This is a genomic window from Stieleria sp. (genome assembly GCF_041595215.1).
Lineage (GTDB): Bacteria > Planctomycetota > Planctomycetia > Pirellulales > Pirellulaceae > Stieleria > Stieleria magnilauensis.
Genome location: NZ_JBFHKV010000122.1, coordinates 1 through 12,248 on the forward strand (window position 1 = coordinate 1; position 12,248 = coordinate 12,248).

The 12,248-nt window shown below is 59.3% G+C and carries 10 protein-coding genes; 4 read left to right on the forward strand and 6 right to left on the reverse strand.

Annotation, left to right across the window (positions count from 1 at the left end):
• Positions 1–210: 210 nt before the first annotated feature.
• Positions 211–1,050 carry a hydrogen peroxide-dependent heme synthase gene (gene hemQ / locus ABX749_RS07150; RefSeq protein WP_372895365.1) on the forward strand — a complete coding sequence of 280 codons (840 nt, stop codon included), beginning with the start codon at positions 211–213 and terminating at the stop codon, positions 1,048–1,050.
• A gap of 206 nt (positions 1,051–1,256) precedes the next feature.
• Here hemQ and ABX749_RS07155 read toward each other — a convergent pair whose 3' ends face one another.
• Positions 1,257–2,165 carry a phosphoribosylaminoimidazolesuccinocarboxamide synthase gene (locus tag ABX749_RS07155; RefSeq protein ID WP_372895366.1) on the reverse strand — a complete coding sequence of 303 codons (909 nt, stop codon included), beginning with the start codon at positions 2,163–2,165 and terminating at the stop codon, positions 1,257–1,259.
• A 296-nt stretch (positions 2,166–2,461) separates the two neighbouring features.
• Between ABX749_RS07155 and ABX749_RS07160 the strand changes: the two genes are divergently transcribed.
• Genes ABX749_RS07160 through ABX749_RS07170 form a run of 3 tightly spaced genes read left to right on the forward strand, consistent with a single transcriptional unit; the run spans position 2,462 to position 5,778 of the window.
• Positions 2,462–3,913: an endo-1,4-beta-xylanase gene (locus tag ABX749_RS07160; RefSeq protein WP_372895367.1), complete on the forward strand. Its 1,452-nt coding sequence runs from the start codon at positions 2,462–2,464 to the stop codon at positions 3,911–3,913.
• Between the two features lie 10 nt (positions 3,914–3,923).
• On the forward strand, positions 3,924–4,865 hold the full coding sequence (locus ABX749_RS07165; RefSeq protein WP_372895368.1) for an SMP-30/gluconolactonase/LRE family protein: 942 nt from the start codon (positions 3,924–3,926) through the stop codon (positions 4,863–4,865).
• A 4-nt stretch (positions 4,866–4,869) separates the two neighbouring features.
• A complete protein-coding gene (locus tag ABX749_RS07170) occupies positions 4,870–5,778 on the forward strand; it encodes a dihydrodipicolinate synthase family protein (RefSeq protein ID WP_372895369.1) in 909 nt (302 codons plus the stop codon).
• A 116-nt stretch (positions 5,779–5,894) separates the two neighbouring features.
• On the opposite strand, the gene ABX749_RS07175 is transcribed toward ABX749_RS07170, so the two are convergent.
• From ABX749_RS07175 to ABX749_RS07195, 5 genes are all read right to left on the reverse strand, one after another.
• Positions 5,895–6,443, reverse strand: coding sequence for a gamma carbonic anhydrase family protein (locus ABX749_RS07175; RefSeq protein ID WP_372895370.1), 549 nt, complete (start codon positions 6,441–6,443; stop codon positions 5,895–5,897).
• A 324-nt stretch (positions 6,444–6,767) separates the two neighbouring features.
• Entirely contained in the window at positions 6,768–8,108 is a 1,341-nt protein-coding gene (locus ABX749_RS07180; protein WP_372895371.1) for a PDZ domain-containing protein, read from the reverse strand.
• A gap of 475 nt (positions 8,109–8,583) precedes the next feature.
• The gene (locus ABX749_RS07185) at positions 8,584–9,540 is read right to left on the reverse strand and encodes a hypothetical protein (protein ID WP_372895372.1); all 957 of its coding nucleotides are present in this window, start codon (positions 9,538–9,540) and stop codon (positions 8,584–8,586) included.
• A 105-nt stretch (positions 9,541–9,645) separates the two neighbouring features.
• Positions 9,646–11,316 (reverse strand): BBP7 family outer membrane beta-barrel protein, encoded by a 1,671-nt coding sequence (locus tag ABX749_RS07190; RefSeq protein ID WP_372895373.1) that lies wholly within the window; start codon positions 11,314–11,316, stop codon positions 9,646–9,648.
• A 311-nt stretch (positions 11,317–11,627) separates the two neighbouring features.
• A partial coding sequence (locus ABX749_RS07195) for an acyltransferase family protein (protein ID WP_372895374.1) occupies positions 11,628–12,248 on the reverse strand: 621 nt, incomplete at its 5' end.

The following is a 12,248-nucleotide window of genomic DNA, read 5'->3' on the forward strand; positions in this document are numbered from 1 at the left end:
CAGCCAGTGGCGCGAGTTACGTGTGCGTCCCCGCAACGCCTCCCGCCGTGACGACGCGATCGTCTCTGGCGAGGGCGCCTGCTGGCTCTGAAGCCGTTGCGTGGTGAAAAGGTACGGGGCTTGCGCGCCAGCGGCAAAGCTGGGATAATCGTTCACCGCGTCCTCGCGATTGCCATTCCTTCCCCCCCGTCCACTAGCGTTTCTTCGCCTATGTCCGGTCGTCCCAGTCCACACGCCGCCCCGCTTCCCGAGCCCTCGACCATTCCCGAAAACGGTTGGCATTGCGGTCACTTCTTTTATCGATTTCGTCGTGAAGCGATGGCGGCGCCGTTGACGCCGGAATGCGTGACGCAGTTTTGTGCGGCACTGTCGCCGCCGGACGATGTGGCTCCCGAGCGGATCGCCAGCTATTGGATCAGCGGACACGAGGCTGATTTTGGATTGATCGTCATGGACCCTGACCCGGCGAAGGTCGATGCGATTCACCAGTCGTTGATCGCACCTCCGTTGGGGCAATTCATCGAAGGGGTTTGGTCGTTTGTCTCGATCAGCGAAGTCAGCGAATATGTTCCGACGATCGAGCGATTTCGGGATCGATTGATCTCGGAAGGGGCTGACCCGGAATCCGACGAGCTGAAAGCCAAGGTGGCCGCCTATGAGCGACGTTTGCCGATGATGAACGAGCAGCGTTTGCGTCCGGAGTTTCCCGATTGGCCGGCGGCGTGTTTTTATCCGATGAACAAGAGTCGCGTGCCGGGAGCCAACTGGTTCACCGAACCGTTCAGCCATCGCAACAAGATGATGGCCGAGCATGCTCAGAGCGGGATCGCCTTTGCCGGCAAGGTGTCTCAGTTGATCACCGTCGGTGTCGGCTTGGATGACTGGGAGTGGATGGTCACGCTGTGGGCCCGCAACCCGGACTACCTGAAGGACATCGTTTATAAGATGCGTTTTGACATCGCCAGTGCCAAGTATGCGGAATTCGGGCCGTTCTACGTCGGCTATCGCGCCGGCGCCGACGAGATCCTGGACCACTGCAAGGTCCGCTAGCAGGCGGGTTTGTTCTCAATGCCGCTGACACCTCGTAAAGCGCAGGGAATCAATGCTTCATAGCGTTGAGCACAGGCCCCGCACCAAACGGCTGATCATCAACTGACATCAGCCGGTTCGCGCCAGCGCGAGCGGCGCCCCTCAATGTCGATTGAGCGGTTTTGGCTTGTTCGACATCGCTGTCGGCGGACGACCCGACTGCGCGGCTATGCCAAACGCTCGAACGCTTCGCGATACTTGGCCGCGGTCTGCCGGATGATGTCGTCGGGCAGCTTCGGCGGGTCGCTTTGTTTATCCCAGCCGCATTGTGACAGCCACTCGCGGACGAATTGTTTGTCGAACGAGGGTTGGGCGGCACCGGGGGCGTAAACGGATTCGTCCCAGAAACGCGACGAATCGGGCGTCAGGACTTCGTCGATCAAAACAACCTCGCCGTCGACCAAGCCGAATTCAAACTTGGTGTCGGCGATCAAAATCCCTCGCGAGCGGGCGTGGTCGGCTGCTGCTGAATAGATCTTCAGTGTTTCGGCTCGCAGACGCAGCGCGAGATCGCTGCCCAGGTCCGCGATCATCCGCCCGATGCTGACGTTTTCATCGTGGCCTTCTTCGGCCTTCGTCGCCGGGGTAAAGATCGGCTCGGGAAGTCGGTCGCATTGGCGTAGCCCGGCGGGAAGCTTGTTGCCACAGACCGCGCCGGTCTCCTGGTACTCCCGCCAGCCGCTGCCTTCCAGGTACCCCCGCGCGACGCATTCAAACGGCACGACCTCGGCCTTTTCGACCACCATGATGCGGCCTTCCAGCGGGCCGGTGTCAAACGAGGCGGACAAATCCGAGGGGACGGACGTCGATTTGAGGTGATGTCGGACGCCAAGGTGGTTGAACCAGAATGCGCTCATCTGCGTCAGCACGCGGCCCTTTTCGGGAATCCCACACGGCAAAATGAAGTCGAACGCACTGATGCGGTCGGTGCTGACGACGAGCAAATCGTCGCCCAAGTCGTACAGGTCGCGAACTTTCCCGCTCTTTCGAGGCAGCGGCAGATTTGTCTGCAGTAGCGCTCCGGCATCGTCGAATTCGTACAGCGATTCGGACTTCGATTCAGCGGGCTGCGTCACGGCGATTCTTCGGGGTTGGGAGTGGTCTGTCGTTCCCGCCTGGGGCGCCGGCTGCGGGAGCGGCCGATTGGACTGGCGTATTGTCGAGAATCTGGCGCCGCTGCCAACCAGTGGCGTTTCGTGACGGTCGGGTCGCCATGGTCGCGGACGACACGATCAGTCGGTAAACTGGCGTCCGATTCCGGATTCTGCCAGTCTGGATTTTGACCTTTGCCTCTTCCATCCCGCAACCGGATTGTTTGGCCCGCACCATGGGGCAATTTCATTTCGCTGTCCCATCCGATTCGACCCAGTTGTTGAAACAAACGCTGTGGAAAGATGCGTACATCTGTGGCATCGAAGGTGTGCCGTGGGAATGCAAGAACAGCGTCCAGGGAGGCGTTCTTTCGATTTCGCGACCGGTCGACACCTCGGGGAAGTTGTATTTGACCTGTCCGACGAAGGGGCTCGGTTATCGAACGCTTTCCACTTGCTCGCTGATGCCTCAGGAACAACCGCATCTGCTGTACCTGGAACTGGCGCGTGGCAGTTGTTATCGGGCACGGGAACAGTCCAGCAATTGGGAACGGGCGGGGCTATCGCTGGGAGATCGATTTCCGGAGCTGGTCGCGCGGGGGACGTCGCAGTTTCTCGATGCGGCCGAAGCGCGGTCGGATCTGCAGGAATGTTCTCGGCATGCCTTGCAAGCCATCGCCACACTCGAGCAGGCCATCGCGGATCTCGGTGAATCGTTCGCGCTCCAATCGATCGCTTATCGCAAGCAGCGCGAACCACAACTCGGCACGCTGCTGGCCGGCAGTGTGATCCCGCCGTCTCCGACCCGTTCCGCGTTGAGTTCGCGTTTCCAGAAAGCATTCAATTGCGCGGCGGTCCGATTGAACTGGGGGACGATCGAATCCGAAGCGGGGCGTTTCGAGTTTGAAGCCAGCGATCGAACGATTCAGTGGTGCGTCGAGCGTGGGATTCGCGTCTTGGCAGGGCCGCTGATTGACTTTCGCAAAGAGCTGATGCCGCCGTGGATGTATCTGATCGAAGACAACTTTGATTCGTTTGTGCAATCGATCACGCATTACACGCAGCGGGTGGTTGAACGTTATCGCGGTTCGGTGCAGCTTTGGAATTGTGCCGCGGGGTTGAATACGCCTGGGCCGATCGCGTTGGACGATGAGCAGGTCATGCGGCTCGCCGTCGCCGTGCTGCAAACCGTCCGCCGCATCGATCCCAATACGCCGGCGATCATTTCGTTTGATCAGCCCTTCGGCGAATACTTGGCAAAGCACCGTGATGGGATTTCCGCCTTGCACTTTGCCGATGCACTCGCACGCAGCGGGTTGGGAATGGCGGGCGTCGGGCTGGACGTACGATTAAATTATTCCAGCGATGCGACGTTGCCACGGTCGGCGCTCGACTTCGGCCAGATGATTGACCGCTGGGCGACGTTGGGGATGCCGATGTTGGTCCAATTGACGATCCCCGGCGGTTCCGGCGAAGACGAGAAAGCGATGTGCAAACAGTCGACGTTGATCAGCGGAACGAATCCATTGGAATTGTCGACCAACCAGCTTCGCATCGCCGGTCCGATCGTCCGCACGTTGCTCGCCAAGCACGTGGTGCATGGGATCGTTTGGGACGGTTGGGCGGACAACGAACGGCACGTGCAAAGTCACTCCGGCGTGATCGATTCGCTCGGTGTGCCGCGACCAATGTTGGACTATTTTGAACGGCTTCGACAGGAACTTTTAACGTGAGGCACCCACAATGAATCTGCATTCTGTTCTCTACGCGTTGGTGGTCGGTTTCGCAGCGCTAGCCATCGGGCAACCGCTCGTGTCGGCTCAAGATGACACGACTCAGGGCGACACGTCCGAGACCATCAAGCCGACCGGCAAGGTCGAATTGGTTCAAGACGGATTCGCGTTTACCGAAGGTCCTGCCTGGGAGCCGAAATCCAAAACGCTGTTGTTCACCGACATTCCCAACTCCGCCATCCACCGGCTCCACCCCGACGGATCGATCAGCCTGTTCACCGGTGACTCCAAGCACACCAACGGCATCTTGATCCCCAGCGACGGACGCATCTTGGCCTGTCAAATGGATGGCCAAGTCGTTCGCTATGACGAACACGCCAACGCGACGGTGTTGGCGTCGCAGTACGATGGCAAACGATTCAACGCGCCCAACGATTTGACCGTTGACGGCGAGGGCGGGATCTATTTCACCGACCCGCTGTTCCGCGCCCCCACGCCGCTGCCGCAAACCGTTCAGGCGGTCTACTACATCGCCTCCGACGGCACCGTCTCTCGCGTCACCGAGGGTTTGGCCGCGCCCAACGGTATCGGCATGTCGCCCGACCGGAAACGTCTTTATGTCTGTCCCAGCCAACAGGCCGAGATGCTGGTTTACGAGGTCACCGGACCCGGAAAGTTGTCTCCGCCGAAAACGTTCTGCACCGTGGAGCAACCCGAAGGGAAATCGGGAACCGGCGCCGACGGGATCGCGTTGGATGTTCAAGGCAATGTTTACATCACCACCCACATCGGTGTGCAGATCTTTTCTCCCGCCGGAGAACAGATCGGCGTCGTCTCGTTTCCCCAGCAGCCGGCCAACGTCTGCTTCGGTGGCGACGATTGGAAAACCATGTTTGTCACCGCCCGCACCGGTCTGTACCGCGTCACCATGCCGATTCCCGGATTGCACTGAAACCATGCTTACCAGTTCGTTTGATCCCAGCCATTTGTCCGAAAGTGTTTTCGCCGTGCCGCCGCTGGCGCGTGACGGTGATGGCGAAGTCTGTTCCGTCGAGAACGCCAAACTGATTCGGTTTCTCGAAGACGGCGGAATCCGCTCGTTGTTGTACGGTGGAAACGCCGTCTTCTATCACATGCGGCTCAGCGAGTACGCCAAGACCCTGACGATGCTCAGTGAAACCGCCGGCGACCAGACCTCCGTCGTGCCCTCGATCGGCCCGGCCTACGGATTGGCCGTCGATCAAGTCGATATCTTGCGCGAGTATGACTTTGCCACCGCGATGTTGCTGCCGGCGCGTGATGTCGTGGACCAGCAAGGCATCGCGACCGGCATTCGTCTGCTGGCCGAACGCTACGGCAAACCCCTGGTGCTGTACCTGAAATTTGACCGTTGGCTGGATGCCCAATGGGTCGAGGCGTTGCACCGCGACGGCGTCATCTCGTGGATCAAGTACGCCGTCGTTCGGGATGATCCCAGCCACGACGATTATCTCAATGAAATCCGCGACGTCTTTCCGGCCTCGCGGATGGTCAGCGGAATCGGCGAGCAACCCGCCATCGTGCACCTGCGTGACTTCGGCATCACCGGTTTCACCAGCGGATGCGTCTGCGTCGCGCCGGCACGCAGCATGGAAATGCTCCGCGCGATCCAAGCCGGTGATTTTGAAACCGCCGAGTCGATTCGACAGTGGTTCTTGCCGCTGGAAGATTTACGAAACACGTACAGCCCGATCCGCGTGTTGCATCATGCTGTCGCCGAAGCCGGCATCGCGGCGACCGGTCCGCTGCTGCCGATGCTCAGCGACCTGGATGATTCCTTGGTCACCAAAATCCGCGACGCGGTGGCCGGTATGACCGTGGGGTAAGCTTCCAGCTTGCCTCGATGGGGGACAAGCGGAAGGTCGACAGGAAAATGGGTGACAGGAAAATGTCTTGGTTCCAACCTTGGCACTTCCGTGGGGCAACGCAAGGCAGGTTTGCGTCACTGGCCTTCCGCTTCGGCCAGATACTGATCTTTGATCTCGACGTAGTGGGCCGGCGAGTAGAGGAAAAAGCGGACCTCTTTTTCGCTGACGGGGCGGAGCTGTTTGCAAGGGTTGCCCACGTACACGAAACCGCTTTCGAGCGTCTTGCCGGGTGGCACGACACAGCCGGCCCCGACGATGACTTCGTCGGGGATCACGGCGCCATCGTTGACCACGGCGCCGTTGCCGATCAGAACGCGGTTGGCGACGGTGCAGCCGTGCAGGATCGCGCGGTGGCCGATCACCACGTCGTCGCCGATCGTCAACGGCCATCCGCCGGGATTGAAATCACCGTCATGGGTGGTGTGCAGGACGGCGGTGTCCTGCACATTCGTGCGGTCGCCGATCTTGATCGGCTCCATGTCGCCGCGGATCACCGCCCCCGGCCAGACAGAGGCATCATCACCCAACTCCACGTCGCCGATTACCGTGGCCGCCGGATCGATATAAACGCGTTTGCCCAGACGCGGAGTGATCCCACCGAAAGAGCGAATGGAGAGCGACATAAAGGGTTTCGTTTTGCGGGAAGAAGAACAGAAGAAAACGGCACGAGTCTACCGGATTTTCGATCGGGCGAGGGCTGGGGAGAACGTCGACAGGAAAATGGGTGACAAGAAAAGGGTGGGGATCCGACCCCGGCTTGGTCTGCGGTGCTCTGCTTGTTTTCTTGTCACCCATTTTCTTGTCTGGTTTCCGACGTTGTTAATTTGCTGCCCGTCGTTTTTCCATCCTATCCATGAGGTCTTCGGCAGGAATCAAAAAAAAGGCACCCCGAAACATGTCCGGGGTGCCTGGTCGAAGCGATGATCCATCACGCGTCATTGTCGTGATTACTCGACAGCGGACTCGACTTCGGTGTTGCTTTCGACTTCGGTGTCGCCGGTGACCTCAGCGTCCGCATTGATTTCAGCGTCGGCATTGAGTTCGGCGTCCGTGTTAGCGTTCTGGTTGCGATTGTTACGGCGGTTCGAACGTGCATCCGCGGCGTCGTTCGATCCGTCGACACGACTTTGGACATCGAGCGTGGTTTCGTCGCGACTCGATTGATCGGCACGATCGTTGTCGCGTTGTCCTCGTCGGTTTGCGTCGCGTCGGTCGACCTGAACGCTGGCTGCCGATTCAGTGCTGGCATCCTGTTCAGTCGCCTGGTTGAGGTTCAGGTCGCTACGCAGCGAAGCGATTGCACGCCGCAGTTCTGACATTTCGCGTTCAAGACGATCGACTCGATTGGCGAACTGCGTTTGGTCGCGGTCCATTTGTTGACGGTTGTTGTTTGAACGACGATCGCCAGATTGACTGTGGCTTTGTTCATTCAAGGTGGCGGTCAATTCTTGCTCTTGGCCATTGCGTTTCACCGTCAGTGCCACTTGAGCATTGTCGTCGGCCGAAGCGATTCGCTCGCTCAACCAACCGGCGGACTCGATCTTTTGTCCGTCTGCGGTGATGATCACGTCACCTTCGCGAATTCCGGCCTGAGCTGCAGCGCTACCGCGTGCGACGCGGATCACTCGAACTCCTTGGTCGGTTTCCTCGATCGCGACGCCTAGTCGCCCGCCTTGGTTGGCTTGAGCGGAATACTGCGTGTTGCGATCCGCTTGGTATTGTGATCGGTCATAGGCTTGCGCATTCACCTGCCCGGAGGACTGCATCCGCTGGTCTTGGTACGACCGAGAATATGATTGGTTGTAGCCGTCGTTCCATTGTGAACGATTGGGTTGCTGCGAATATTGAGGCTGATTCGCTGGGAAGTAGACCGCTCGGCCTTGGCCATCGAGATGAAACAGACGGCCTTGTTCGTCGCGGTAGACGGTTGCGGAACGGCCTTGAACGTAGCCCTGTCCTTGGTTGTATCCCTGGTTGTACGGCTGTCCGTAACCGTTGTTGTATTGCGGGCCATAGTTTGGTTGGCGATCGGAGTAGGTCGATTGCAGACCTTGGTTGATTCCATCGCGAACAACTTGGTCAAAACTGTTCCCTTGGATCGCACTGCGGGTGGCACCCCGAATTCCGCTTCGGATCGCGTCTTCTGATTGGAAATCGCGCGAATCGATGCGGTTCCCCGGGCTCAACCGATCTTCGATCGCATCGGAGATTGCGTTTTGTGCCGATGCCATCGGGATCGTCAAGGCAAGCGCGGCGCCTGCTGTCATCAATCGAAATGAAGTCTTCATGTGAATTTTTTCCTGCATGGAGAGGGAGGATGTGTCTCACGCCAATGCGTTGGCCGAACAGATACCACCGTGGTAGTTCAGCGATCCGTTCCTGCCGCCAAACGTCATGACGGTCGGGGTTGCGGAACGGTGCGAGACGGAGTTCCCGGAGGACGCAAATGCAGTGCCGAACGGCGCGTCCCTGCGTGACAAAAGAATGACACGAATCTGATTCAGGCTTGGTACCTGCCCGCTTTTCCGCACCATGAGCAGTTTGATTTTGCGGGAAGACGAACAGAAGAAAACGGCACGGGGCTACCGGATTTCTGATCGGGCGCGGGCCGGGATGATGGCAGACAGGAAAATGGGTGACAAGAAAATGGTGTGGATCTGATCCCGGCTTCGTCAGTTCTGTTTTCCTAACGGTCGTGTCATCGATTTTCTGCCATCGCGGGGATGAACAAGCGTGATGACTCCCCGTCCCTGATTGGACGTGTCAGGCGGCGGCGCGACCGTTTTGGCGAAGGCGTAGTTCTTCGTTTTGCAGCAGGTTGCGGTGGGATTCCCCGTTCAGGGCGGCTTCCACGCGGCGGTTGACGCTTTTTCGCATCGCGCGGTGGTAGCCGACCGAGGCGGCGAACAGCGTGATCAGATCGACGAAGGACGATTGGGCGGCCAGCGGGTGCGGATCCAACACCAAATGACTGTCACTGCCGAAGGAGAACAGTTTGCCGTCGATCTCCCCGATGCCCTGTCCCTCGGCTTCGATCTCAAAATCTGCGCCGATCGATAGCCAATAGCGCCGCAGCAACAGATTCCACATCCGTTGGCCGTCGTGATAGCAAAAGCTGAACAGCGACGGGATGCGAAAGGTGCGGTGGTTTTGTTGCACGTAGGTGACCAGATCACTGCGCGAGAGCATCGCGGCCATCGTCAGCAGGGGCTTGCCGGTGCCGATCGAATTGTGGACTTCCGTCGCCGTGACCTCTTCGATCGTGCCGACCCAGCGGACGCGATCTCCGGTGGTGCGAAACAGCTTCAAGACCAGGCGACGAGTTTGGATGTCGTCGCATTGCATCTGCATGATTTCATCGTCAGCGAGTTGGTCTTCTAGCTTTTGCTTCTGCTTCGCATTCAATCGCCCCGAACGTTTGATCGAACGTTTCAGCTCGTTGCGCCGCTTGTCCTTCATCGCGTCCAAGCAACTGTGCATTTCCTCGTCGTCCGGTTTCCAGACGTCGGTTCGCACGCCGACCAGATGCGTTTTTTCCCAGTCACCGGTTTCCTGGTCCAACGTGTTGACCGTGCCGACGCAATCCATGTGCGTGGTGAAGTGATTGGTGTCGGCTGTTTTCAGCTTTTGAAGGAACTCGACGTTGCTGGGGTGGACTCCCGGCAGCGCCCACATGTCCACAAAACGCTGACATCCCACGGGTTCCTTGGCCGCCATCATTCATTACCTTCACTTACGAGAAAAAGGTGTCCGACACCTTTTTGGTTCAATAGGTGCTTGGGGTGTTTGCGTGGTGCGGCCGTCTGTTCCGTTGGAGGCGTCGGATCAGTAGATGTACGACAGACCGAAGTGGATGCCTTGGACATAGAACGTCCCGTGGCGAAAGTTCGAGGTGGGGCGTTGTGCACCGACGGCGGTATCGGCCAGGTTGACGGCCAATTCAGGGTCGATCACGCCGCTCAGCTCCAAGGCGTCGGTCATGGCGATGATGTGATAACCGAACGTGACGTCAAAGCAGGGGTACTTTTGCCAGCCGAGGGTAAAGTCCAATTCGGGAACCCAGCCGAAGGTGTTGTCACTGTGCGTCCCCGAGTTCGTCGAGCGGACTAAGATTCCGTTGGGGTTGGTCGCATTGTTGCCGTCGATGCTGGTGAACGTGCTACCGGCCAACACGGCGCGTCGGCGAACGGATCCGAATCCGATTTTCGCCAGCGAACTGAACGACCAACAGCCTTCGCGGTAGTGGGTCGCGACGCCGAGCTGACCGCCGTGGAAGTCGTTTTCGACATCAAACGAATCCGACGTCGCCAAGACCGATCCGATCGGCCGGGCACCGTCGCTCAACGCGGTCGCGCGATCTGAAATCGAAAGGGATTGATCCATTCCCATGTATTGGTAGCCGTACAACAGGTCGACCGTCGCACCCTGGCGCTTGTACCACAGCTGGCGAATCGAGACGTCGGCTCCGAACGTGTTGCTGTCGGCGCGGATGCTCAGTTCGCCGCTGGCTTCACCCGGCGTCGCGATGATCCGCGTGTCGTCGATCGGGTCCACGCCATCGGTGACGTTGAAGAACGGGCGGACGAGTGTCGCGTGCGTGTTTTGATTGGCATTGAATCCGTAGGTTTGTTCCCCGGCGAACCAGCCTCGTGCGACGATGTTGCGGTCCATGTAATTGTCCAGCCAAGCACCGACGGTCAGCCGCCCACCCGCGGTCATGTCTTTGAAAACGGTTTCGCGACCGGCAAAGATTTGCGTGTCGGTATCGTCCAGAGAGCCATCGGATGCCAGCGCGGGCAAGCGATCGCCCGAGCGGAACATCAACAGCAACTCGACGGATCCGAACCAGTCATCCGCTGACAGCCCGAAGCGACCGAGTGGACCGCATCCGATCGAATCGCATCCGCCGCTACCACAGGAGATTCCGTCGCAGAACTGGGAATCACAAATGGGTGCCGCATCGCATCCGCCGTCAAACACCTGTCCGGCGAAACCGTAGGGCGTCGCATCGACGCTGTGGTGCATCGCCGGCGGCAGCGGAACATGGGCACCGCCGCTACGGCAGGATTCACACGAGCAGGTCTCCACCGCGTGCTGCTGCGGAGCGACGTGCTGCTGTCGGTGGTTGGATGTTTCATAGCTGACCGTCTGCACCGTCGATCGGGCCGTTCCGGTCTCTGACAGGACCACCGGGTCTGGCAAGGACGCTTCGCTGACGACCGGTTCGGCGCGGCGTCGCGGCTGGGGCAGTGTGTCCAACGGCGCGTCGACCAGCCCGCTGCTTTGTTGGCTGGTTTGTTGGCTGGCCTCGGCTGGCGTGACCGTCACGGATTCAAGGTGGTCGGTTTCAAGCACCGGCGGCTGATAGGTACTTCGATCGGGTTGCTTGCGACGGAGGGTGCGATCGCCGCCGATGGCGCCCGAGCCGCAGCTGAAGAAAGCGACAGAGAGGAAGCAGGTCAAAAACGCGAAACGTCGAAGTGCGTCTTGAATCATGAGGATTCCAGATGTTGCATCAGGTCAATTGATTGTCGCCGTTGAGTGGCGCCGTGCCCGCGCGGAAATTTGCCGACACCGCGCCCGGTACAGACTTTTTCGACATTGACGGTTCGTCTGATTAAGGAATCTTGGCAAACTTTGCCGATTGGCGAGGTTGGTCCACAGTTTGCCGGCCGGAAGGGATTCGAGAGCGTGCTCGCCCGTTTCCGCATGCCGTCCGAAGCGAAGCTGAACCGGGCCCCTCCCCTGCATCTCGCGAATCCGCCGCCATCTTCCTGCGACCAGAAGCCGCCGATTTCAGAAATCGCTTACGCTGCGCGTCGTGTTTCCGTCTCGGGGACCCGGCGCGGGATCGGGAGCGTCGTTTCTTGGTCCGTTTGCACGGTTGCGGGCTTGGGTTTTTCTCGGTGGCTAAACCCGAGCCATTGCCCGAAACGTGTCCGGCGGACGAACGATTCGTACATCAACAGAGAGAGACTCGTCGCGGTGAAGAAGGAAACGCTCATTTTCACCAACGGTGATGCGGCGGGCCAAAGCCATTTGATGTCACAGTGGATCAATCCGAGCAGCGGGTGGTGGACCAAGTAGATCCAAAAGGAAGCCGACGCGACGTACAGAATTGGACGGGGAACATGGGTGATGTAACGCGTGCTCGCTCCGATCGACCCCAGCGTGATTGTGCCTGCCGCGGCGACGGTGAGCAAAGCCATCAGCAACGTGGCGGCGTGATTGGGCGTCGGCCCGCCGAGCGAATGCTCCAGCGCCCAGGTTCCTAGCAGGACGGACGTGCTGAGCAGGACGGCGCCAAGGGCCAACAGCCGGGGGGATGATCGGGCGACCCATTGCAGTTGCCCGTCGTGGATCGCGAGGCCGTAGCCGGCTGCGAAAAAGACACCGCTATAGATCCACTTACTTGGAACCGGCAGAAA

Coding starts and splice junctions, on each gene's coding strand:
- ABX749_RS07175 (WP_372895370.1), bottom strand. CDS start 6,443: ATGTCGCTCTCCATTCGCTCTTTCGGTGGGATCACTCCGCGTCTGGGC.
- ABX749_RS07165 (WP_372895368.1), top strand. CDS start 3,924: ATGAATCTGCATTCTGTTCTCTACGCGTTGGTGGTCGGTTTCGCAGCG.
- hemQ (WP_372895365.1), top strand. CDS start 211: ATGTCCGGTCGTCCCAGTCCACACGCCGCCCCGCTTCCCGAGCCCTCG.
- ABX749_RS07185 (WP_372895372.1), bottom strand. CDS start 9,540: ATGATGGCGGCCAAGGAACCCGTGGGATGTCAGCGTTTTGTGGACATG.
- ABX749_RS07190 (WP_372895373.1), bottom strand. CDS start 11,316: ATGATTCAAGACGCACTTCGACGTTTCGCGTTTTTGACCTGCTTCCTC.
- ABX749_RS07180 (WP_372895371.1), bottom strand. CDS start 8,108: ATGAAGACTTCATTTCGATTGATGACAGCAGGCGCCGCGCTTGCCTTG.
- ABX749_RS07170 (WP_372895369.1), top strand. CDS start 4,870: ATGCTTACCAGTTCGTTTGATCCCAGCCATTTGTCCGAAAGTGTTTTC.